The sequence below is a fragment of the Microbacterium sp. genome (genome assembly GCF_046295495.1).
Taxonomy (GTDB): Bacteria; Actinomycetota; Actinomycetes; order Actinomycetales; family Microbacteriaceae; genus Microbacterium.
In genome coordinates, this window is record NZ_JBKBNC010000010.1 from 17,680 (window position 1) to 39,839 (window position 22,160).

19 protein-coding genes are annotated in these 22,160 nt (G+C 69.3%); 15 read left to right on the forward strand and 4 right to left on the reverse strand.

The annotated features are described in order from the left end of the window. Position 1 precedes the first annotated feature (1 nt). The 4 genes from ACK4LS_RS05830 to ACK4LS_RS05845 all read left to right on the forward strand — a co-directional run bounded on the left by ACK4LS_RS05830 (position 2) and on the right by ACK4LS_RS05845 (position 5,236). Positions 2-1,252, forward strand: a complete 1,251-nt coding sequence (locus ACK4LS_RS05830) for an extracellular solute-binding protein (protein WP_409714561.1) — start codon at positions 2-4, stop codon at positions 1,250-1,252. A 2-nt stretch (positions 1,253-1,254) separates the two neighbouring features. Next, a complete protein-coding gene (locus ACK4LS_RS05835; RefSeq protein ID WP_409714564.1) occupies positions 1,255-2,370 on the forward strand; it encodes a carbohydrate ABC transporter permease in 1,116 nt (371 codons plus the stop codon). A 77-nt stretch (positions 2,371-2,447) separates the two neighbouring features. Beyond that, the gene (locus ACK4LS_RS05840) at positions 2,448-3,281 is read left to right on the forward strand and encodes a carbohydrate ABC transporter permease (RefSeq protein ID WP_409714733.1); all 834 of its coding nucleotides are present in this window, start codon (positions 2,448-2,450) and stop codon (positions 3,279-3,281) included. Further along, entirely contained in the window at positions 3,278-5,236 is a 1,959-nt protein-coding gene (locus ACK4LS_RS05845; RefSeq protein WP_409714567.1) for a glycogen debranching N-terminal domain-containing protein, read from the forward strand. The genes ACK4LS_RS05840 and ACK4LS_RS05845 overlap by 4 nt, the downstream gene beginning before the upstream one ends. Positions 5,237-5,393: 157 nt before the next feature. On the opposite strand, the gene ACK4LS_RS05850 is transcribed toward ACK4LS_RS05845, so the two are convergent. Continuing rightward, entirely contained in the window at positions 5,394-5,870 is a 477-nt protein-coding gene (locus ACK4LS_RS05850; protein ID WP_409714570.1) for a YbaK/EbsC family protein, read from the reverse strand. Positions 5,871-6,107: 237 nt separating this feature from the next. Here ACK4LS_RS05850 and ACK4LS_RS05855 point away from each other — a divergent pair, with 237 nt between their 5' ends. Then, positions 6,108-7,181, forward strand: a complete 1,074-nt coding sequence (locus tag ACK4LS_RS05855) for a Glu/Leu/Phe/Val dehydrogenase dimerization domain-containing protein (RefSeq protein WP_409714573.1) — start codon at positions 6,108-6,110, stop codon at positions 7,179-7,181. A gap of 62 nt (positions 7,182-7,243) precedes the next feature. On the opposite strand, the gene ACK4LS_RS05860 is transcribed toward ACK4LS_RS05855, so the two are convergent. From ACK4LS_RS05860 to ACK4LS_RS05870, 3 genes are all read right to left on the reverse strand, one after another. Continuing rightward, positions 7,244-7,582 (reverse strand): histone-like nucleoid-structuring protein Lsr2, encoded by a 339-nt coding sequence (locus tag ACK4LS_RS05860; RefSeq protein WP_409714576.1) that lies wholly within the window; start codon positions 7,580-7,582, stop codon positions 7,244-7,246. A gap of 93 nt (positions 7,583-7,675) precedes the next feature. Then, on the reverse strand, positions 7,676-8,398 hold the full coding sequence (locus ACK4LS_RS05865; RefSeq protein WP_409714579.1) for an acetolactate decarboxylase: 723 nt from the start codon (positions 8,396-8,398) through the stop codon (positions 7,676-7,678). A 28-nt stretch (positions 8,399-8,426) separates the two neighbouring features. Next, positions 8,427-8,777, reverse strand: coding sequence for a histone-like nucleoid-structuring protein Lsr2 (locus ACK4LS_RS05870; RefSeq protein ID WP_409714582.1), 351 nt, complete (start codon positions 8,775-8,777; stop codon positions 8,427-8,429). A 168-nt stretch (positions 8,778-8,945) separates the two neighbouring features. Between ACK4LS_RS05870 and ACK4LS_RS05875 the strand changes: the two genes are divergently transcribed. The 10 genes from ACK4LS_RS05875 to ACK4LS_RS05920 all read left to right on the forward strand — a co-directional run bounded on the left by ACK4LS_RS05875 (position 8,946) and on the right by ACK4LS_RS05920 (position 22,009). Continuing rightward, a complete protein-coding gene (locus ACK4LS_RS05875; protein ID WP_409714585.1) occupies positions 8,946-10,445 on the forward strand; it encodes an amino acid permease in 1,500 nt (499 codons plus the stop codon). Between the two features lie 72 nt (positions 10,446-10,517). Further along, a complete protein-coding gene (locus ACK4LS_RS05880) occupies positions 10,518-10,886 on the forward strand; it encodes a hypothetical protein (RefSeq protein WP_409714588.1) in 369 nt (122 codons plus the stop codon). Positions 10,887-10,949: 63 nt separating this feature from the next. Continuing rightward, complete coding sequence (locus tag ACK4LS_RS05885; RefSeq protein WP_409714591.1) at positions 10,950-12,035, forward strand: hypothetical protein; 1,086 nt, start codon at positions 10,950-10,952, stop codon at positions 12,033-12,035. After that, positions 12,032-12,949 (forward strand): ABC transporter ATP-binding protein, encoded by a 918-nt coding sequence (locus tag ACK4LS_RS05890; RefSeq protein ID WP_409714593.1) that lies wholly within the window; start codon positions 12,032-12,034, stop codon positions 12,947-12,949. Before ACK4LS_RS05885 ends, ACK4LS_RS05890 begins: the two co-directional genes overlap by 4 nt. After that, positions 12,949-14,241, forward strand: coding sequence for an ABC transporter permease (locus ACK4LS_RS05895; protein WP_409714596.1), 1,293 nt, complete (start codon positions 12,949-12,951; stop codon positions 14,239-14,241). The genes ACK4LS_RS05890 and ACK4LS_RS05895 overlap by 1 nt, the downstream gene beginning before the upstream one ends. A gap of 177 nt (positions 14,242-14,418) precedes the next feature. After that, positions 14,419-15,162, forward strand: coding sequence for an ABC transporter ATP-binding protein (locus ACK4LS_RS05900; protein ID WP_409714736.1), 744 nt, complete (start codon positions 14,419-14,421; stop codon positions 15,160-15,162). Between the two features lie 44 nt (positions 15,163-15,206). Then, the gene (locus ACK4LS_RS05905) at positions 15,207-16,730 is read left to right on the forward strand and encodes a hypothetical protein (RefSeq protein ID WP_409714599.1); all 1,524 of its coding nucleotides are present in this window, start codon (positions 15,207-15,209) and stop codon (positions 16,728-16,730) included. 213 nt (positions 16,731-16,943) lie between these two features. Next, positions 16,944-17,378 carry a VOC family protein gene (locus ACK4LS_RS05910; protein ID WP_409714602.1) on the forward strand — a complete coding sequence of 145 codons (435 nt, stop codon included), beginning with the start codon at positions 16,944-16,946 and terminating at the stop codon, positions 17,376-17,378. A gap of 71 nt (positions 17,379-17,449) precedes the next feature. Next, a complete protein-coding gene (locus ACK4LS_RS05915) occupies positions 17,450-17,887 on the forward strand; it encodes a helix-turn-helix domain-containing protein (RefSeq protein WP_409714605.1) in 438 nt (145 codons plus the stop codon). Between the two features lie 183 nt (positions 17,888-18,070). After that, the gene (locus tag ACK4LS_RS05920; RefSeq protein ID WP_409714609.1) at positions 18,071-22,009 is read left to right on the forward strand and encodes a helix-turn-helix domain-containing protein; all 3,939 of its coding nucleotides are present in this window, start codon (positions 18,071-18,073) and stop codon (positions 22,007-22,009) included. The last annotated feature ends 151 nt before the right edge of the window (positions 22,010-22,160 follow it).

Genomic DNA, 22,160 nt, shown 5'->3' on the forward strand with positions numbered 1-22,160 from the left:
CATGACACGGCACATCCCCACCGGCCGCACGCGCACCTGGCTCGGAGCGGGCGCGCTCCTGGCCACCGGCGCCCTCACCCTCACCGCCTGCGGGTCGGGCTTCGACGACGACGCGGGCGGAGGCGACGCCGGCGGCGACGGCTCGCTCAGCATCCTCATCGGCTCCTCGGGCGACGCCGAGACGGCGGCCGTCACCGACGCGGTCGCCGCCTGGAGCGAGCAGTCCGGCGTCGAGGCCGACGTGCAGACCGCGAACGACCTCCCCCAGCAGCTGTCGCAGGGCTTCGCGGCCGGCTCCCCGCCCGATCTGTTCTACCTCGCCCCCGAGGCCCTCGCCGGCTACGCCGCGAACGGCTCCATCGCGCCTTACGGCGACGACCTGGCCAACAAAGACGACTTCTACCCCTCGCTCGTCGACAACTTCACCGTCGACGGCACGTTCTTCTGCGCGCCCAAAGACTTCTCCACACTGGCGCTCATCATCAACGCCGACCTATGGACCGCGGCCGGACTCACGGACGCCGACATCCCCACGACCTGGGACCAGTTGGCCTCCGTCGCGCAGCGTCTGACGGCCGACGGCCGAGTGGGTCTGGCCTTCGGCGCCGAGTACCAGCGCGTCGGCGCGTTCATGGCGCAGGCCGGTGGCGGCCTCGTCACCGACGGCGCGGCCACCGCCGACAGCCCCGAGAACCTCGAGGCGCTGACCTACGTCAAGACGCACCTGAACGACGGTTCCTTCGCCTTCGCCTCCGACGTGGGCGCGGGATGGGGTGGCGAGGCGCTCGGCACGCAGAAGGCCGCGATGGTCATCGAGGGCAACTGGATCACCGGCGCGATGTCGGCCGACTACCCCGACGTGAACTACACCGTCGCCGAGCTGCCCGCCGGCCCCGGCGGCAAGGGCACCCTGCAGTTCACCAATTGCTGGGGCATGGCGGCCGACGGCGGCAACCAGGAGCAGGCGCGCTCCCTCGTGGAGTACCTCACCAGCACCGACCAGCAGCTGGCGTTCTCGGAGGCCTTCGGTCCGATGCCGTCGATCCAGTCCGCGGCCGACGCCTGGACCGCCGCCAACCCCGACCTGGGTGCGTTCCTCGCCGGCGCGGAGTACGCGCAGTTCCCGCCGAACATGGCCGGAGCCGCCGAGGTCATCACCGACTTCAACGCGCAACTGGAGTCGCTGAAGACCGGCGACCCGCAGGCGCTGCTGTCGACGGCGCAGTCCAACCTCGAGGCCGTCGTCGAGTAATCATGAGCGCTCTCACCACCGCGCCCCGTCGCGCCGGATCCTCCTCCCCGGGGATCCGGCGCGGCGAGGCCGCCGCCGGCTGGCTGTTCACCGCGCCCGTGCTGGTCATCCTGGGCGTGTTCCTGCTCGTCCCCGTGCTGATGGCGCTGTGGGTGAGCTTCTCCGACTGGACCGGGCGCGGCAGCCCCTTCTCCTCCGACGTGGACTTCGTCGGGGTCGACAACTACGCCGCCGTCACCACCGGCGGTGGTCTCGCCGAGCGCGACTTCGGCACGGCGCTGCGCAACAACGCCTGGTACGTGCTCCTGGTCGTGCCTCTCCAGACCGCTCTGTCGCTGTTCCTCGCGGTTCTGGTCAACCGCGCGGTCCTGCGCGGACGCGGCCTGTTCCGCACCGCGTTCTACTTCCCCTCGGTCACCAGCTCGGTGGCGATCACCGTGCTGTGGCTCTTCCTCTTCTCGGCCTCCGGTGCCGTCAACGAGGTGCTCTCCTGGCTGGGCATCAACGGCCCCAACTGGTTCAGCGACCCCTCCGGCGTCGTGCACAACCTGCTCGGCGCCGTCGGCGTCACGAGCGGGCCCGCCTTCCTCACCGGCAACACCTTGCTCGGGGTCTCGTGGTGGGACTGGCTCGCCGGCCCCTCGGTGGCGATGTCGGCGTTCATCCTGATGGCGATCTTCACCACGTCCGGCACCTTCATGCTGCTGTTCATCGCCGGGCTGCAGAACATCGGCGGCGACGTGCAGGAGGCCGCCATGATGGACGGCGCCAACGGGTGGCAGCGTTTCTGGCGCGTCACGCTCCCGCAGCTCAAGCCCGTGCTGTTCACCGTGCTCACCCTGGGCCTGATCGGCACCTGGCAGGTGTTCGACCAGATCTACACCGGCACGCAGGGCGGCCCCGGCAAGACCACGCTCACCCCGGCCTACCTCAGCTACTCTTCGGCCTTCCTCTCGCAGGAGTGGGGTCAGGGTGCGGCGATCGCGTTCGTGCTGTTCGTCATCATCGTGGCGCTCACGATCCTGCAGCGCTTCGTCCTGCGCGACCGCCCGGTGTCGCGCCGGCGCCTGCGGCAGTACGAGGTGCCCGGCACCGACACGAAGGGAGGCGTGCGATGACGACCACGGCATCCCCGCAGACCACCGTCCTGGCCCGACAGCGCGTCGACGGTCCTGACCGCCCCGCGAAGCACCGCATGTCGGCCAAGGCGTTGCGGTGGCAGATCGGCCTCTACGTCCTGCTCATCGTCCTCGCGGTCATCTACATCTATCCCTTCCTCGTGCAGGTGGCGACGTCGTTCAAGACGGATGCCGCGGCCGCGGCCGATCCGATCTCGCTCGCGCCGCAGCCCTTCACGTGGGCCGCCTACGAGCGGCTGTTCCTGAACTCCGACTTCCCCGTCTGGTTCGGCAACTCCGTCGTGGTGACGGTGTTCGTCACCGCCGGGCGGGTGTTCTTCAACTCCCTCGCCGGTTACGCCCTCGCGCGCCTGCAGTTCCGCGGGCGCGGGCTCGTGTTCGCGGGCCTCGTCGCCGTCATGGCCGTGCCCGCCGTCGTGCTGCTGATCCCGAAGTTCCTCGTCATCAACCAGCTCGGCATCTACGACTCCTACGCCGGCATGATCCTGCCCCTGCTCGTGGATGCCGCGGGCGTGTTCATCATGAAGAACTTCTTCGAGTCCATCCCCCCGTCGGTCGAGGAGCAGGCGCGCATCGACGGCGCGGGAACGTTCCGCATCTTCTGGTCGGTGGTGCTGCCGATGGCCCGACCCGCCCTGATCACGATCGTCATCCTGTCGTTCCAGGGATCGTGGAACGAACTCAGCCATTTCGTCATCTCCACCCAATCGCCCGAGCTGACCACGCTGACCAAGGGCGTCGCGTCCCTGGCCAGTGGACAGCTCAGCCAGGGCAGCCAATTCCCCCTCAAGCTCGCGGCCGCCGCCATCATGACGATCCCCGTCGCCGTGGTGTTCCTCATCTTCCAGCGCCGCATCATGAACGCCAGTGAAGGAGCCGTCAAAGAATGACCACCGCCCCCGCCACCTCCTCGACCCCCCGCCCGCTCGAAACGGAGACCACCCCTCTGCAACCGCTGCTGAGCGACGCACTCGTCGTGCTGCGGGCCCCCACCCAGGTGTGGTCCGACGATCGCGGCGACGTGGGCGACGCCGCGGTGCACGGCGTCTACCACGGCGACGTGCGGCACGTCGGCGCACTCACCGCGAGCTGCGACGACTCACCCATCGAGTGGATATCGACCGCTCCCGACGGCGCTTCACGGGTGGTGTTCGGCGGCCTGCTGCGCGGAGTCGACGACACCACCCCCGACCCGAAGGTGCGCCTGCTGCGAGATCGCCGCGTCGCCGACGGCCTGGTGAGCGAGGCCTGGACGGTGCACTCGCGCGTGGACCGCCCCCTACGCACCACTCTTCGACTGCGACTGCGGCCCGAGTTCTCGCAGCTGCACGAGGTGAAGTCCGGTCACGCGCACGCCCGACACGGTGAGACCTCGGTCGACGGCGACACCGTGCGCGTCGACGCGGGCCCCCAGGGCCTCGACCTCACCGCCCCGGGTGCCCGGCTCTCCGCCGACGCCGACGGCGTCGAGGCCGTCTGGGAGGTGGAGGTTCCCGCGTTCGGCGCGGCCGAGATCGGCTGGACGCTCGCGCTCCGCGACGACACCCTCGTCGTCGGTTCCGCCGCCGCTTCCGCGCGGTGGGATGCCGCGGCGGTCGCCGCCACGGCCGACGATCCCCGCCTCGCGCGCTGGCTGCACCGGGCCCTCGACGACCTCGATGCCCTCCGGCTCGTGCTGCCCGAGCAGACCGACGACGAGTTCTTCGCCGCCGGCGCGCCCTGGTTCTTCACGCTCTTCGGGCGCGACGCGATCTGGGCGGCGCGCCTGGCGCTTCCGCTGGACCGCGAGATCGCGGCATCCACCCTCCGCGTGCTGGCGCGCCTGCAGGGGAGCGACGACGACGCGCAGACCGCGCAGGAGCCGGGCAAGATCCTGCACGAGCTGCGGGCGTCGGCGCTCGAGATCCCGGGCGAGGGCATCGTGCTGCCGCCCAAGTACTACGGCAGCGTCGACTCGACGCCGCTGTGGATCTGCCTGCTCGCCGACGCCTGGCGGGCGGGCATGCCCGAAGCCGAGGTGCGCGCGCTGCTGCCGACGCTGCGCGGTGCCCTGGGCTGGATCCGCGACAGCGGCGACAGCGACGGCGACGGTTTCCTCGACTACATCGACCGCCTCGGCACGGGGCTGTCGAACCAGGGGTGGAAGGACTCCGGCGACTCGATCCAGTGGCGCGACGGAAGCCTGGCCGAGGGGCCCATCGCGCTGTGCGAGGTGCAGGCCTACGCCTACGAGGCCGCCCTCGCCGGGGCTTACGTGCTCGAGGCCCTCGGCGAGAGCGCGGATGCCGCCGACGTCGCGTTCTGGCGCACCTGGGCCGCCGACCTCAAGGACCGCTTCGCCCAGACGTACTGGGTCGAGACGCCGGAGGGCCGCTACCCCGCCGTCGCCCTCGACCGCGACAAGCGTCCCGTCGACACGCTCACCAGCAACATCGGCCACCTGCTCGGCACCGGCATCCTCTCCCCCGACGAGGAAGCGCACGTCGCCGGGTTGCTCCGGGGCGAGAGCATGTCGAGCGGCTATGGCATCCGCACGATGTCGACCGGGGCCGCCGGGTACTGGCCGCTGTCGTATCACGGAGGCAGCGTGTGGGTGCACGACACCGCGATCGCCGCACACGGCATGCTGCGCGCCGGCCTCGTCGCCGACGCCCGCGCCGTCGTGGAGGGGCTCCTGGATGCCGCCGAGGGCTTCGCCTACCGCGTGCCCGAGCTGCACTCCGGCGACCCGCGCACGCACTCGTCAGCGCCCACGCCCTACCCCGCCGCGTGCCGCCCGCAGGCGTGGTCGGCGGCCGCCGCGGTCGTGTGCCTCACCGCCCTCACGTCCACCCCCGGGGCGTGAGCCCGCCGGGCGGCGGCGTTTCCGAGCGCCGCCGCCCGGCCTGTCCCTCGCCGCGGGACGTGAGACACGGCCCCCGGGCGTCGCCCGCGGACCCGCGGCCCACGCCCATCGCCGCCCGTTCCCACCCCGCCGAGCTCTCCCCGACGGCGACCAGACGTCAGGCGACCCGCATCACCGTGCCCCCGGTCAGGCGCACCAGCTCCTCGAACGTCAACGGGAACACGGTGTGCGGGGTGCCACCCGCTGCCCAGATCTCGGGGTGGGCCGCGAGGTCTTCGTCGACCACCGTGGTCAGGGGCGCGGGGTGTCCCGTCGGCGCCACACCGCCGATGGGCTGACCCGTCGCCGCGAGCACCTGCTCCGGCGTCGCTCGACGGATGCCGCCGCGCGCGAGCCGCGCGGCCAGCGCCGCCGTGTCGACGCGGTGGGCACCGCTGGTCATCACCAGCAGCGGCTCGTCGTCGCTCCAGAACACGAGACTGTTGGCGATCGCCCCCACCTCGACGCCGAGCGCCGCCGCGGCCAGCGCCGCCGTCGAGGCGGCATCCGGGAGGACGACGATCTCTCCGACGATGCCCGCCTTCGCGAGAGCGGCTGCGACGAGACGACTGCGGGTGGGGAGGGCATCTGTCATGCGGTCAGCCTAGAACGCCGGCTCCTCCCCTCCCGCGGGCGTCGATGCTCCGGCATCCCCGCGGCCCACCGCGCGGCCCCGCCCCGCCTCGAGTCACCCCCGCTGCCGGCTCCCCGGGCCGGCCGCCGCGCGCCCCTCGCGTACGCCTCCCCCGCGCGTCAGAATGGAGGGTGGATGCCGCAACGCCGCGGCATCCGGAAAGTGCCGCCCACAAGGCGACCGACGACAAGGAACGCGATGACCAACGCCCTGCCCCTGCCCGATTTCACGCACGAGCGCGTGGAGGTGATGACGGGACGACGCAGCGGTCTTCTCATCGCCGTCGCCCTGCACTCCTCCGTGCTCGGTTCCGCTCTCGGGGGCGCCCGCCTCTGGACCTACCCGTCGTGGACCGACGCCCTCGGCGACGCGCTGCGCCTGTCGGCCGCCATGACGCTGAAGAACGCCGCCGCCGGACTCGACGCGGGCGGCGGCAAGAGCGTCATCGGCCTCCCCGAGGGCACGGTGCTCGACGCCGATCGCCGCCGCGCGGCGTTCCTCGACCTCGGCGATGCCGTCGAGAGCCTCGGCGGCCTGTATCGCACGGCCGAAGACGTGGGCTCGACGACCGACGACATGCTCGTCGTCAGCGAGCGCACGGCCCATGTCGTCGGTCTTCCCGACACCGTCGGCGGCTCCGGCGAGCCCGCCGGCCCGACGAGCCTAGGGGTGTACGCCTCGCTTCTCGCGACGATGGAGCGCGCCGTGGGCACCGGCGACGTCGCCGGCCGCCGCATCACGATCGCCGGCCTGGGGCAGGTCGGCGGCCGCCTCGCCGAGCGTCTCGCGACCGAGGGCGCCGTGCTCACGGTGACCGACGTCAACCCGGCCAAGCGGGCCCTCGCCGCCGGGATCGGCGCCGCGTGGGTCGAGCCGAGCGAGGCCCACCTGGTGCCCGCCGACGTGTTCGTCCCGGCCGGCATCGGCGGTGTGCTCACCGACGCCGTCATCGACGCCCTCGACGCCCGCGCGGTGTGCGGCCCCGCGAACAACCCGCTCGCCGAGCGCGCGGGGGCCGAGCGTCTTGCGCAGCGCGGCATCCTCTACGCACCCGACTTCGTCGTCAACGCGGGCGGCGTGATCTACCTCGACCTCGTCGCCAAGGAGCGCGGTACGCGGGAGCAGATCATGGGTCGCGTCGCCGGGATCGGCGACACCGTCCGCCGCGTCTTCGACGAGGCCGAGGCGCGCGGTGTCACCCCGCTGGCTGCGGCCGAGGGCCTCGCCGCCGAGCGTCTGGCGGTCGGGGCGGGCAGCACTGCGCTCGTCTGATCGCGCGAATGAGAAAAGCCGGATGCCGCCCCTCGGCGGTGTCCGGCTTTTCTCGTGCCGCCTCAGTGCGCGGCGTCGTAGGCCTCGAGCACGGCCGCCGATATTCGACCGCGTGAATTGATGGGGTGGCCGTTCTCTTCAGCCCAGGCGCGCACGTCGACAAGGTCGCGGGTCGGTAGCGCCCGGGGGCGGGAGCTTTTCTTCACGAGCACGGGGTTCGCGGCGACGGCCCGCCCCGCGGAGATGTAGGGACCGAAGTCGTCGCGCAATCTCCTGGCATTGTCGTCGGAAAGATCGATTTCGTATGCACGCCCCTCGAGGGAGAAGTGCACGGTCGTTCCGCGATCGATGACCGAACCGTCGAGATCGTCGATCAACTGCGTGATGTGCTTTTTCGCCATGCGCCGATGGTAGATCGACCTAACCGCGTCATCCCGGCCCCGATATTGCGATTTCACCCGCTAATCCGTCCGCTTTCACCGGCTCCTGCGGCGTTACCGCCCGCCCTCCACGGCGACGATCCGGTGATCATCGTCATGCGTGAGTTCGGTGTTCAGGAATTGCTCGTCTTCGGGAAGGACGAGGACGAACCTGCGGTGTGCGGTCATGCGCAATCGCCCTTCCCGCACCCGCGCGTCGAGCACGTGTCCGCCCACGGCGCGATCATCGCTGAGGAAATGCAAGTGCAGACCGGCGACCGAGATGCCCTGGTAGATCCGCGGCATCCAGAATCCCACGAGCGACCCCGCGCATTCCTCGATGTCGGTCTCGATCTGCTCCGCCGCCACCTCCGCGAGGGGACGGAACGGGGGCTCCTGCTTCGCCGTCACGCGCGTGCGCACGCGCGCCATCACGCCGTCCACGCGCACGGCGTGGAAGAGGTTGCGGCTGGCCAGTCGATCCTCGACCGCCCTTTCGAGACCGGCGAGGTCCAGGTCGGCGACGGCCGACCCGCGGGATTCGTCGAGCACGCTCACGTCGACGAACGGGAGGGACTCCCCGGCATCCATCCGTCGCGGTGGGTTCTCGACCGTGCATTCGAAAGCGACGCCGTCGAGGATGACGACCTCACCGCCCAGACCCTCGCAGCATCCGATGCCGGTGTCGCCGAGCGCGAGGACGTCGGGTACGGGGATGCCCGCCGAATACACGCCGCCGAGAAGCGCGTCGAGAACGGCGAACTGCGTCACCGCGCTCGACGCGATCTCGGCTTTCACCGGGTGCACCGGTAGAACCGCGTGCGATTCAGGAATTCGCTTCGGCGTATGCGTCGAGAATCGTCGACGGAACACGACCGCGGTCGCTCACGGTGTGACCGTTCGCGCGCGCCCATTCGCGGACGGCACCGAGGTCGACATCGCTGGAGCGACGCGTCGTCGACCGGGTACGGCGCGCCGACGAGGTACCGCGCGAAACCGATCGAGCCGCGTCCACGAAAGGCGCGATGGCCGAATAGAATTTGTCGGCGTTGCGATCGGACAGATCGATCTCATACGCGCGACCTTCGACGGAGAAGGTGATCTGCTTTCCCTGACCGTCTTCGAGGACCGTTCCGTCGAGATCATCGACGAGGTGCGTGATGTGTTTCATAGCCATAATACGAGAAACTTTACACCGACATTCTTTGGATTACCCGCACGGGTATTCATCTGATAGTGCACAACCCGCACGACACGGGGGCGATAGGCGTGAGACGCGACAGGGACTATTCTCCCTGGGTGGTGTTCGCTCCTGGGACATCAGCCGAGACAGAGGAAGCGTCGCGTGAGTCTTTTCCGTACCAAGTCGGTGGAGCAGTCCATCGCCGACACCGATGAGCCGGAGTTCCGGCTCAAGAAGTCCCTGAGCGCGGTCGATCTGACCGTCTTCGGCGTGGGCGTCGTGATCGGCGCCGGCATCTTCACCCTGACCGGGCGCGCCGCGCACGACGTCGCCGGCCCGGCCGTGGTCATCAGCTTCGTGATCGCCGCCATCGCCTGCGGTCTCGCAGCCATGTGCTACGCGGAGTTCGCCTCGACCGTGCCGGTGTCGGGCTCGGCGTACACGTTCTCCTACGCCTCGCTCGGCGAGCTCTTCGCGTGGATCATCGGGTGGGATCTGATCCTCGAGATGTTCCTGGGAGCGAGCGTGGTCGCCCAGGGATGGAGCGCCTACCTCGGCACGTTCCTCGGGCAACTCGGCATCGTGCTCCCCGAGGCGATCTCGTACGGCGGGGTCGTCGACCTGCCCGCGATCCTGCTCGTTCTCGTGCTGGGCGGTCTCATGACGCTGGGCATCAAGGAGTCGCTGCGCGTCAACCTCGTGCTCGTCGCGGTCAAGCTCTTCATCGTGCTGTTCGTGATCATCGCGGGCATCATGTTCATCAACCCCGCCAACTACAGCCCGTTCGTGCCCGAGTCGGTCCCCACCGAATCGGCCTCGGGCCTGACGCAACCGCTGCTGCAGTTCCTGTCGGGCCTCGAGCCCGCGACCTTCGGCGTCGGCGGCATCCTCGCCGGTGCGGCCCTGGTGTTCTTCGCCTACATCGGCTTCGACGTCGTGGCGACCACCGCCGAGGAGACCCGACGCCCCCAGCGCGACCTGCCCATCGGCATCATCGCCTCCCTCGTGATCTGCACGATCCTCTACTGCGCGGTCGCCGTCGTCGTCACGGGCATGGTCCCCTACTCGGAGCTGAACCCCTCGGCGGCCCTGGCCAACGCCTTCGCCTTCCACGGGCAGACCTGGATGGCGACGGTCATCGCCGCCGGCGCGGTCGCGGGCCTGACCACCGTGGTGCTGACGCTCATGATCGGCGCGACCCGCATCATCTTCGCGATGTCGCGCGACCGCCTCCTGCCCGGCGGCCTCGCCAAGGTGCACCCGCGTTTCCGCACCCCGTGGGTCATCTCGATCGTCGTCACCGTGATCGTCGCGATCGTCGCGGGCCTGACCCCCATCGGCGTGCTCGAGGAGATGGTGAACATCGGGACCCTCTCGGCGTTCGTGCTCGTGTCGATCGGCGTGATCGTGCTGCGGCGCAAGCGTCCCGACCTGAAGCGGGGGTTCCGGGTGCCGTTCAGCCCGGTGCTGCCGATCCTCTCGGCGCTCATCTGCACCTACCTCATGCTCAACCTCTCGGTCGAGACGTGGCTGCGCTTCCTCATCTGGCTCGCGCTCGGCTTCGCGATCTACTTCGCCTACTCGCGCCGCCACGCCCGCGTGGGAACCGGCGCGCCGCTGGACCCGACGAAGCCGCACGTCGTGGCCCCGCCGAAGGAGTAGCCGCCGCCCCGGCACCCTCCGGGTGGACGACCCCGGATGCCACGACCCCCCCCGTCTCGCACGGTCGGGGTCGTGGCATCCGTCGTTCAGGGCGAGGCGAGGCGTTGCGTGCCGAGGACGCCGAGCAGGCGGATCTTCTCCTCGGCCGCGCTGCGGGGCTCGGGCGTGAGCGAGTCGCTGCGCCTGCAGCTGGAGGGGACCTCGGTCGCCGTCAAGGAACTGATCCCGCCCTCCGTGGCGACCGACCTGCTGCCGGGTCAGCGCGAGTGCGCCTTCGCGATGCCGCTGGACGACTTCGCCGACGAGGTGATGTCGATCCTGCGCGACACCCCGGGTGCCGACGAGGTGCGGGTGAACCGCGTCGAGTTCCTGAGACGCGCCGAGGCACGGGGGGACTACGCCCGCACCGTGGGGGCGGTGAACGCCGCGGACCCGCACTGATCGGCCGGCCCCCTCCCGTCCCGGGCGATACATCGCCGATACATCCCGCCCCCTAGGGTGAGGGTGTTCGACGACGATTCCGTTCCGGGGGGTTTCATGGGGATCGCACGCACGTGGGTCTTTCCGATTCTGCGCATCCTTCTCATCGCCGTGGTGGCCGCGGCGCTCATCAAGCTGGCGTTCTTCCCCGATCGACCGATCGACGACTCGCCGGCCCTGCCCACGGGGTCGGTGGTGGAACCGGTCATCGCCGCCGCCGCGGGCACCATCACGAACGACGTCGTGGTGGCCGCAACCGTCTCGGCCGATCCGGCCGTCCCGGTGAAGGCGACCGCAGCGGGCACGGTCAACAAGATCTTCGTGGCCCAGGGCGCCACGGTCGCGCAGGGCGACGTCGTCTTCGACGTCAAGGTGCCCATCGAGCGCGACCCCGCCGACAGCGTGGATGCCGAGGGCAAACCGAAGCCGGCGATCTTCCGCTACCAGGAGGTGACGGCGCCGGCGGCCGGCGTCCTGAGCTCGCTGTCGGTGATCCCGGGGCAGGACGTGACGATCGGCCTGACCGCGGGGACGGTGGCCCCGCCGACGTTCTCGGTGAGCGGCACCCTGCAGCCGGCGCAGCAGTACCGACTGCTCGACCGTCCCACCGAGGCCACGGTGACCATCACCGGCGGCCCGGCCGCCTTCACGTGCGGCAACCTGCGCATCACGACGCCGCTGTCCGGCAGCTCCGGCGACGAATCGGCACCGGCGGGCGGTTCCTCGGCCGCCGCCTCCGGCGGGACGACGGGCGGGTCGGGCACCACGGCGACGTGCACCGTGCCGGGCGACGTGACCGTGTTCTCGGGCCTCGCGGCCGAGATGACCATCGCCGGCGGCCGCGCCGAGAACGTCATCGTCGTGCCGACCACCGCGGTGCGGGGTGCGGCGCAGAGCGGGACGGTGTGGGTCACCGCGGCCGACGGCGCGACCGAGGAGCGCCCGGTGGCGCTGGGTCTCACCGACGGCACGCAGGTGCAGATCACGCAGGGCCTGACCGAGGGCGAGGAGATCCTCGAGTTCGCCCCCGGTGCCGCGGCGGTGCCCGACGACGGGTGCACCAGATTCCCCGACGGCGGCATGTACTGCGACCCGGCGCCGGCCGGATGAGCCTGCTCGCGCTGCGCGAGGTCACCCGCACGGTGATCCCGCAGGATCAGCCCGCCCTGACGATCTTGAACGGCATCGACCTGGTCATCGAGCCGGGCGATCACGTGTCGATCGTCGGGCGCTCGGGATCGGGCAAATCCACCCTGCTGAACATGCTCGGCCTGCTCGATCTGCCCACCAGCGGTGAGATCACGTTCGACGACCGCCCGGTCCGCTCCTACTCGGCCGCGCAGCGCGACCGGCTGCGCGGCGCGGCGATCGGGTTCGTGTTCCAGCAGTTCAACCTGCTCCCCGGGCGCACCGCGCTCGAGAACGTCACGATGCCGCTGCTGTACGCCTCGGGGCGCACGTTCTGGCGTCGCACGCGGATCGCCGCCGACATGCTCGCCCTCGTCGGCCTGGAGCACCGGCTGCACAGCCTGCCCGGCCGACTCTCGGGCGGCGAGCAGCAGCGCGTCGCGATCGCCCGCTCGCTCGTGCGAGGTCCGCGCCTGATCCTCGCCGACGAGCCCACCGGCGCCCTCGACCTCGACACGGGGCAGAGCGTCATGGAGCTCATCGACGACGTCGCGGCCCGCACCGGCGCCGCGCAGGTCACGATCACGCACGACCCCACCATCGCCCGGCGCGCGCGTCGGCACTTCCGCCTCGACCGCGGGGTGCTCACGCCCGTGGACGACCCCTCCCTCGAGCCGCTCACGCGCCGCGATCGCCGCGAGATGGCGCCGGTCGGCGACGACCCGGCATCCGCCGACCCGGATGTCGACCGACCGGCGTCCGACCGATCGGCATCCGACCACGACGACGCGCTCGCACGGCTCGGTCTCGACGAGCCCGTGACCGTGACCGCCGGCTCCAGCGACGATCCGACAGCGCCGGCGGACGGCCGCCTCGCCGACCGAGAGGACTCCTGATGCGCGCGCTGACCGCCGTCGCCGGCGCCCTGCTCGAGGCGTGGCAGGAGGTGCGCGTGCACCGCACCCGCGTGCTGCTGTCGCTCGTGGGCGTGGCCGTCGCCGTGTGCTCGCTGACGACCGTCGTCGCGCTCGGCGCGATCGTGCAGCAGGCCAACCAGGAGTTGAGCGAGCGCCAATCGGGCCGCCCCGCCAGCCTGACCGTGTCGGCCTACCGCACCGACGGCGCCACCCTCGAGACCTCGGCGATGGATGCCGCGTGGAACGACGTGATCGAGCGCTACGACGTCTCCTACGCCAGTCGCGCCCTCTCCACCGTGCAGGCGGTGCCCTTCACCGACGGGATCGTGCAGGTGAGCACGCAGGCGGTCGATCAGCCGTACGGTGAGATGCACCGGGTGCAGCTCACGGAGGGTGAGTGGTTCACCGACCTCGACGCTTCACAGCTGGCCCCGCGGCTCATCGTGAACCAGGTCTTCTGGGAGCGCATGGGCCGGCCCTCGCTGGACGCGCACCCGGTCGTCGCCCTGGGCGGGCAGGGGATCCCGAACGCCGCCTCGGGCATCCCCGCCGGAGGGGTGCGCGCGGTGGTCGTCGGGGTCACACCGTCGTCGTCGTGGGACACCGAACCGTCGATGTTCATGCTGGCCGACCAACTGCAGGTGATGCAGCGGGCCGCGGCCGGCGAGCGCGGGGCGTCCGCCGCGGAGCTCGCCGATCCCTACGGCGGAGCGGCGATGCCGCGGTACGAGATGTGGGTGCCGCCGGAGCTCTCGGCCCAGCTGACCGACATGGTGAAGCGGGATCTCGCCGGCGCCCTCGGCGACGGCGTCGAGGTGACGGTCGACCGCCAGGACTGGGCCACCTACGGCGAGGACCCCTTCCTCGTCACCAAGATGGTCGTCATCGGCATCGCCGTGCTCGTGCTGCTCCTCGGCGCCCTCGGGCTGGTCAACATCGCGCTGGTCACGGTGAAGCAGCGCGTGCGCGAGATCGGTATCCGTCGCAGCTTCGGCGCCACGGCGAACCGGGTGTTCTTCGCGGTGATGCTGGAGAGCGTCGTGGCCACGGTGGCGGCGGGCGCGGGCGGGGTCATCGTGTCGATCCTCGTCGTGCAGTCGCCCGCCGTTCGAGACCTCATCGGTCAAGGAATGGTGAGCGACTTCCCGCCGTTCCCCGTGGATGCCGCGATCACCGGCCTCGTCGCCGCCACCGTCGTGGGTGCGATCGCGGGGCTCCTCCCCGCCCTCGTCGCCGTGCGCGTGAAGGTCATCGACGCAATCCGGTACTGAGAACGAACTCCTTCGCCCCGAGGCTGGGAATACGCCGGGGCCCGCCGATAGGTTCGAGACGTGACCGACACTCCGCGAGAGACACCGCAGCCGTCCGTGCTCCCCGAGACCGTGAGCCCGCCGACGGCTCTGCCCCAGGCCGTCGCCCCGCCGACGACCACCGACTCCCTGCCCGCGATGCAGGTGAACGGCCTGCTCAAGCGCTTCGGTCAGAAGACCGCCGTCGCCGGGCTCGACCTGACCGTTCCGGCCGGGTCGTTCTACGGCTTGGTAGGGCCGAACGGCGCCGGAAAGACCACGACCCTGTCGATGGCGACCGGCCTGCTGCGCCCCGACGCGGGGACGGCGCAGATCCACGGAGTCGACGTGTGGGCCCAGCCTGTCGAGGCGAAGCGACTGATCGGCAACCTCGCCGACGGCGTGCGCCTGTTCGACCGGCTCACCGGCGAGCAGCTCGTCACCTACACGGGGATGATGTTCGGCCTCCCGCGCGAAGAGGTCGCCAGCCGCACCGCCGACCTCCTGCGCATCATGGATCTCACCGAAGCCGCGGGCACGCCCGTGGTCGACTACTCGGCGGGTATGACGAAGAAGGTCGCGCTGGCGTGCGCGCTCGTGCACGCCCCGCGCCTGCTCGTGCTCGACGAGCCGTTCGAGTCCGTCGACCCCGTCTCGGCGGCGAACATCGAGGACATCCTGCGCGGTTACACCGCCTCCGGCGGCACGGTCATCGTGTCGAGCCACTCGATGGACCTCGTGCAGCGCATGTGCGACCACGTCGCCGTCATCGCACAGGGCCGGCTCCTGGCATCCGGGACCGTCGAGGAGGTACGCGGCACGCAGACGCTGCAGGACCGCTTCGTCGATCTCGTCGGCGGCCGCCACCACTCGGAGGGACCGCAGTGGTTGCGACAGTCCTGAGAATCCGGTTCCGCGTCCTGGGGAACACCCTCACGCGGAGCCCGATGCAGCTGGTCGGCTTCATCTTCGGCGTGCTCGGCGCGCTGTGGATGCTGCTGCTGATCGGGGTGGGCCTGTTCTTCGTCGGCGGGCTCGACTTCGACATCGCGCGGGGTGTCGTGACGGCGGCCGGTGCGCTGCTCACGCTCGGGTGGGTCATCGGGCCCGTGTTCGTCGCGGGCGTCGACACCACGCTCGACCCCGCGAAGCTCGCGCCGTTCCCGATGACCACGCGACAGATGATGGTCGCGATCACCGCGGGCGGGATCACCGGCGTGCCGGGCATCGCCACCTCCCTCGGCGCTCTCCTGACCTTCCTCGTGTGGGCTCGCGAACCCCTCGCCGCGCTCGCGGCGATCGTGTGCGTGCCGCTCGGCGTACTCATCTGCGTCGTGGCCTCCCGGGCCGTCACCGCTCTCGCCGGAGGGCTCGGCGGTGGTCGCCGCACGCGCGAGCTCGTCGGACTCGTGGGCTTCCTCGCGCTGATCTTCGCGAGCCCCCTTCTGATCGGCATCCTCAACGGCGTCCGTGCCGCCACCGACCAGGGTCTGCAGCTGCAGAGCCTGGTCGAGGGCGTGTCGTGGACCCCGATCGGCGCGGCCTGGGCCGTGCCCGGCGACCTCGCCACCGGCTCCTGGCTGGTAGCGGCCGCGCGGTTCGCCATCGCCGTCGCGACCCTCGCGGCGCTGTGGGTGCTGTGGTATCGGAGCCTCTCGGCATCCGTGGTCGCTCCCCCGGCGCGCTCCACCGCGCGTCGGCGCTCGGGGTCCCTCGGCCTGTTCGGCGTCATGCCCTCGACCCCCGTCGGGGCGACCTGGGCGCGGTCGCTCATGTCGTGGACACGCGACATGAGGTACCTGCGGCAGCTGCTCATCCTGCCGCTGCTGCCGGTGCTCATGCTCTTCTATTCCGGCGGTGACCTGTCGGGTTCGCTGTTCGCCATGTCGGGTCTGGCGGTGGGTTTCTTCGCCGGCATCCTGGCGTACAGCGACGTCTCGTACGACGGGACCGCGTTCGCGACGGTGCTGCAGACCGGCATCCGCGGGCGCGACGACCGCCTCGGCCGCATGCTGGGGGCGGCGACGGTGAGCCTGCCGCTCGTCGTGATCGCCACGGTCGTGACCGTCGGGCTCGCGGGGCGGTGGGAGATCCTGCCCGCCGTGCTGGGCGGCTCCCTCGCCCTGACCCTGGTGGGCCTCGGCGTCAGTGCCGTCAGCTCCGCGATCATCGTGGTGCCCACGCCCGCGCCGGGCGACTCGCCCTTCAAGCGCGTGCCGGGGTCGACGTTCTCGATGTTCCTGGCGTTCCTGGTGTGCTGGGTGCTCGTCGCCGTGCTGTCGCTTCCCGCGATCGTCCCCGCCCTGATCTCCGTGATCGGCGGGTCGGGCCTCGCGGGGTGGATCGCTCTGGCGGTCGGGGTGGTGTTCGGCCTCGTGGTCTTCGCCGTCGGCGTGGTGGTGGGCGGGCGTCGCTTCGACGCCGCCGCCCCGGCGCTGCTCGCGCAGCTGCGGACGTTCCGCGGGGCGTGAACGGGATGCCGCCCGGCACACGTCGGGCGGCATCCCGTTCCTTCCGGTTCCGCCGCAGGGAGCGGTGTCACCGGGTCCGGTGTCGCGACGTCGCGGTTGCGCCCGGCGAGGGGTGTGGGGCCGCGGCGTCGGGGGTCGCGGGTGTCCTTCCCCGCGACCGCTCGCCGGGTCTAGGGTGAGGGCCACTCGTCCCTCGACGCGAAGGAAGCCCCGATGTCGACCATCCTCGTCGTCTACCTGTCGTTCGCCGGCGCGACCCGCGACGCCATGACCTTCTACCAGTCCGTCTTCGGCGGCGACCTGACGATCGGCACCTTCGCCGAATTCGGGATGCCGGACGCCCCCGCCGACGCAGTGATGCACTCCGAGCTGCGCGCCGACGGCTTCACCGTGATGGGCGCCGACGCCTTCGATGAGCCCGCCGAGGGCGGGGGGAGGAACCGCGTGCACGCCGCCTTCATGAGCGACGAGCTCGACCGCGTGCGCGGCTTCTACGAGCGATTCGTGGAGCGCGGCAGCGAGGTCGTGCAGCCGCTCGAGAAGCAGGTATGGGGCGATCTCTACGGGGAGATCGTCGATCCGTGGGGCGTGGCGTGGATGTTCAACATCGCCGTGCCGGGCGGGTGGGCGGAGGGCAACGAGGACTGATCTCGGCCGTCGGCTCCCGCCCCACAACGCGAACGGCCCGCGACAACGTGCGTGTCGCGGGCCGATTTCTGGTGGACCTGCTGCACGCTTACTCCAAACATTTCGATGGCCACGCGACGGCGGAAGTGGCGCGCGGGGCGGCCCAATCTCGGCGACCGGCGACGGGTGCACGACGGACCAAGACGGCTCGCCAGCTTCGGCCATCGGAAGTGGATGACCTGGTCGTTCGGTATCAGAAACTCGGCAGCGTCGCCGACGTCGCACGGCAGTTCGGCGTCACTCGCCAGACAGTCGGCATGCACCTCGCCTCACGCGGGATCGAGACTGTTCGACGGATGAGCGAAGCGGACATCACGGCCGCTGCTGAGCTCTACCGCGAGGGCCACTCCGCCGCCACCATCGGACGCAGGTTGGGGTTCGATCCGCAAACCGTGCTCAACGGGCTGCGTAGAGCTGACGTCCCCATACGGCCGCACCCCGGACGCACCCGACCTCACGACATCGCTTGACCAGTGAACACGAGAGGCGAGGAAGGCTCGGATGGCGGGAACTCGACCAGGACCGCGCGCACCGAATTGACAGCCTGCGCCTAGGACAGGCTCGCGACGCCAAGCTCAGAGGCGGTCGCACCGGCTGATTGGTGGGACGCGGTACGAAAACACACAAAGTCCACAAGACGATAGATTGCTGTTGTGAATGAGGCCCTCAGCGCGTTCCTGAATGTGCGGCAGACCGCCGCTCTCCTCGGCGTTCACGAGAACACGGTGCGGAACTGGGTGAAGTCAGGTGTCCTGGTCTCCTCTCGCGTCCCCGGCGCCTCAGCACACCGCTTCTCGCGCGAGTACATCGAACGAGTGGCACGGGAGCGAGGCGAATCAAAGTCAGTGGCCGCCCCGTCTTTCAGCACGATCGGCCCGGAACTTGCTCGCGCTGTCGACATCGATCGATGGGGTGCAACGCTAGACGCCAAGGGGGCGTTCCCTGACCTCATCCGCCGCCTCCTCGCCAGTACGCCTGGTGTCACGAACCTCGAGATGCGCACCCATGAGGGTGTGGCAGCAGCGGGTTGGGACGGCACCGCGACCTCGACCGGAGCCGTGGTTCTGCCAGACGGACCGCTCCTCTTCGAGCTCGGCACGGATGCAAGACCGAAGCAGAAGGCGCAGAGCGATTACGACAAGCGCGTCCCTCCAGCTGCGGAAGACTCTGGGGCCACTCTGGTGTTCGCAACGCCTCGAAACTGGGCGGGGGGTCAAGACTGGGCCATCCAGCGAGCTCGCGACGGCCATTTCGCCGGCGTACGCGTACTGGACGCTCACTCCATCGAAGCATGGTTACTCACGGCGCCCGCCGTGCACTACTGGCTGTCCGAGCGCCTGGGCTATCGGCCACGCGACGCCTACACGATTACGACATGGTGGGATCGGTTCTCGTCGCGCACCAACCCGAGGCTTCCGGAAAGCTTCTTCCTTGCAGGTCGCGAGTCCGAATCCGACATGCTCGCGGGCTTCCTCAGCGCGGGATCGAACGCCGAGCCGATAACGATCTCTGCCCCGTGGCCCGACGAGGTCATCGCGTTTGTCTATGCTGCAACCGCGAATGTGGAACATGCTCGCGAGCGGATTGTGGTCGTGCAGGACGATACTGCGTGGCAGCGAATCTTGGAGTCGCGTGAGCAGCTCGTTCTCATTCCCCTTCACAGAGACAGCCTCGACCTGGCCGCAGCCATTGATCGCGGCCATCAGGTGATTTTGCCGGCAGGCACAGACGACATCGTGCGCGGAGACCGTCATATAGCTCTCCCACGAATCGGGCGTGTTGAGGGCGCTGCAGCATTGCGAGAAGTGACTGATGGGGATGTCGGGAGCCTCGTTGCGCTCGCTCGCCGTAGCATGCCAGCCCTGTTCCGAAGAATTGGGCGCGACTCCCGTTACCAGCTTCCGCCTTGGGCCGAACAATCAGACACAGCCGCGGTCATTGCGCCGCTGATCTCTGCTGGTTCGTGGACGAGCTCGGACGGCGACCAGGAGGTCATCGAACGGCTCACCGGGGCGCCAAAGGCACAGATCGAACGACTCCTGAGTTCACTCGCCACCAAGCCGGATCCCCCGTTCGTGCGCTCCGGGGGCAGCTGGACTCTTGCGTCTCCGGTGGAGGCGGCATTGGGTCTCCTGCCGAAGCTCACCTCGGACCAGTACCGGGTCTGGTCCGACGTCGCGTTGGAGGTGCTCCTCGAAGCAGACCCATACGACGGGATGGGCAGCTTCGAACGGATGCAGGCACAGGCCAGCGGGATAAGGCCACCCACCTCCGAGACCTTGAAGCGTGGGATCGCAAACGCCCTCGCCCTCGCTGCAGCCACGAGCGAAGACCTGCCCACTTTCCGGATTCAACTTCAGATCGACCGGATCGTTCACGGAATCCTTAAAGAGTCGAGCACCCGCGGCGGTAATGGTTGGCGTTTGCTCTCAGCATCGTTGCCCGCCCTTGCCGAAGCGTCACCGGACATCTTCCTCGATGCGGTCGACAACGATCTCAGCGCCGTCGACCCGCAGTTGGCCGCCCTCTTCCAGGACAAGTCCGCCGACTTCTGGGGCCCGTCGTCCCCGCATCCCAGTCTGCTCTGGGCGCTCGAACTGCTCTGCTGGTCCCCCATCTATTTTTCTCGCAGCGCATCGATGCTAGCCAAGCTCACACGCATCGACCCGGGCGGACGACTCAGCAATCGCCCCGCCGAGAGTCTCGCAAGTGTCGAGCTCGGTTGGCTCGTGAACAGTGGTGCAAGCATCGACGACAAGATCCAGTTCGCTCGCCAGCTCCACCAACGAGATCGGGAGGTGGCGTGGAAGCTCATCCTCGCCCTGCTACCCACTCGACACGCCGTGGCGTCACCGCCCCAGAAGCCGAAACATCGGGATTGGACCGCCTCGAGGGAATCGGTGACGTGGGCGGACTGGGGCCGATTCACCGAGTCAATGACAGCGCTATCCGTCGACGCCGCCGGAGTCAACGCCGATCGATGGCGTGACCTCATTCCGAGAATCGATGAGCTACCCCGGGCCTTCCGAGATACGGTTTTCGACGCACTCGACCAGGCCGCACATGAAAGCGTCTGGTCGCAAAGTGAACGAACGTCCATCTGGCGGACGATAGAGACGGAAACTCTCCAACATCGCGAGTTCAGCACGAGTCAGTGGGCGATGCCCGAAGAACATGTGCAGCGTCTCGAGGCCATCGCTTCTGCTATCGAACCAGTCGATGATCCGGAGCGCTTCGTGAGTGCCTTCGGTTGGCGGACCCCAATCCCGGATGTGCCTCGGTCAACCGACGAGTACCGGATCGCGCGAGATCGCCTGCAGCGCGAAGCGGTAGATGCTGTTCTTCCGCAAGGGATCGAAGCACTCACCAAACTTGCCCTAGCCGTCGACGACGCTCGCTCGCTCGGCGCCGCCCTCGGCGCTCGAAGCGATGCGCCTGGCGACGAACTTCTCGATTGGCTCGACAGCGAACAGCAGAACCTTGCCCAGGTCGCTATGGCTTTTGTAGGGCGGCGCATCGCCGAGAACGGCCTGTCGGGGCTCGAGAAAATTCTCGACTCCGGCCACGTCGAGACTGAGCGCGCCCAGATGAACGCCTTGGGCATGCTTCCGTTCGGACGGGCTGAGTGGGAATGGGCTTCGACTCTTACGGATTCGCTCCAGGACCGCTATTGGAGGAGCGTCCGCCCCTTCCAGGTCGAGCCGGACGAACTCGAGGACGCCCTTCGCCTCCTCTGCGAACGTGGCCGTCCGTGGCAAGCGCTCGAACTTCTTTCGTCCTCGCTGACCAAGGAGCCGAAGCCGAAAATCTCGATCGTCGAGTTCGTCGTGGACGCACTCGTGATGACGCATGAGCCACTCACGGACCATCAGATGACGTCGTATCACCTGGAGCAGGCGCTCACCTTCTTAGAGCAAGAGGCACCCGATCACCCACGACTGCCGGTGTTCGAGTTCACTTTCTTCGAGCTGCTTCATGATCATCGGCCATCTGCAGCCCTCTACAGGCTGCTGAACGCGGACCCTGCGGAGTTCGTCGCGCTCGTCAGCATGGTGTACCGAGGCGAGAACGAGCCGGCTGGCAATCCATCCGCCCATGACCAAGCGCGAGCGCACCTTTCGTGGAGCGTGCTTCACGAATGGAGTGCAATTCCTGGTGCGCAACCTGACGGCACGATCGACGGCGACCATCTCACGACCTGGGTCCGAGCAGCACGGCTCGCCTTCTCGGAGAGCGCGCGGACATCTATCGGCGACGAGGTCATTGGTGAAATTCTCGCCGCCAGCCCGATCGGCGCCGACGGCGCGTGGCCTGCCGAGCCAGTGCGGGAGATCGTCGAGAGCGTCGGCAGCGCACGGCTTGACACGGGTCTCGCGATTGGCCGCTTTAACCAACGCGGCATACACTCGCGCGATCTCTTTGACGGCGGAGCCCAGGAGAGGACATTGGAAGACACATACCGAGCATGGTCGACGCAAACCACCAACAGATGGCCCCGCACAGCGAGGATTCTTCGCGGAATGGCTGAGGACTACGCGCATGAAGCCGAACATCACGATGCCGACTCTGAGCGACGTTCCGACGAAGGATAAAGCGCGTCCTGCTACATCACCTCAATCGCGCGACCGGAGCGCTAACAAACCTTCGTGCTATCTACTGAGCGGCACTTGCTGGGACCGAGAACAATTCCCCACCTGAAATGTCCTCGCCAGGATAGGAAACCTTGTGGCCTTGTGGTGCTCT

Bases quoted from the DNA above. Each gene is read 5' to 3' on its own strand.
- ACK4LS_RS05910 (WP_409714602.1), top strand. From the start codon at position 16,944: ATGTCGACCATCCTCGTCGTCTACCTGTCGTTCGCCGGCGCGACCCGC.
- ACK4LS_RS05890 (WP_409714593.1), top strand. From the start codon at position 12,032: ATGAGCCTGCTCGCGCTGCGCGAGGTCACCCGCACGGTGATCCCGCAG.
- ACK4LS_RS05905 (WP_409714599.1), top strand. From the start codon at position 15,207: ATGCAGCTGGTCGGCTTCATCTTCGGCGTGCTCGGCGCGCTGTGGATG.
- ACK4LS_RS05855 (WP_409714573.1), top strand. From the start codon at position 6,108: ATGACCAACGCCCTGCCCCTGCCCGATTTCACGCACGAGCGCGTGGAG.
- ACK4LS_RS05900 (WP_409714736.1), top strand. From the start codon at position 14,419: ATGCAGGTGAACGGCCTGCTCAAGCGCTTCGGTCAGAAGACCGCCGTC.
- ACK4LS_RS05860 (WP_409714576.1), bottom strand. From the start codon at position 7,582: ATGGCGAAAAAGCACATCACGCAGTTGATCGACGATCTCGACGGTTCG.
- ACK4LS_RS05835 (WP_409714564.1), top strand. From the start codon at position 1,255: ATGAGCGCTCTCACCACCGCGCCCCGTCGCGCCGGATCCTCCTCCCCG.
- ACK4LS_RS05850 (WP_409714570.1), bottom strand. From the start codon at position 5,870: ATGACAGATGCCCTCCCCACCCGCAGTCGTCTCGTCGCAGCCGCTCTC.
- ACK4LS_RS05830 (WP_409714561.1), top strand. From the start codon at position 2: ATGACACGGCACATCCCCACCGGCCGCACGCGCACCTGGCTCGGAGCG.
- ACK4LS_RS05870 (WP_409714582.1), bottom strand. From the start codon at position 8,777: ATGGCTATGAAACACATCACGCACCTCGTCGATGATCTCGACGGAACG.
- ACK4LS_RS05895 (WP_409714596.1), top strand. From the start codon at position 12,949: ATGCGCGCGCTGACCGCCGTCGCCGGCGCCCTGCTCGAGGCGTGGCAG.
- ACK4LS_RS05840 (WP_409714733.1), top strand. From the start codon at position 2,448: ATGTCGGCCAAGGCGTTGCGGTGGCAGATCGGCCTCTACGTCCTGCTC.
- ACK4LS_RS05845 (WP_409714567.1), top strand. From the start codon at position 3,278: ATGACCACCGCCCCCGCCACCTCCTCGACCCCCCGCCCGCTCGAAACG.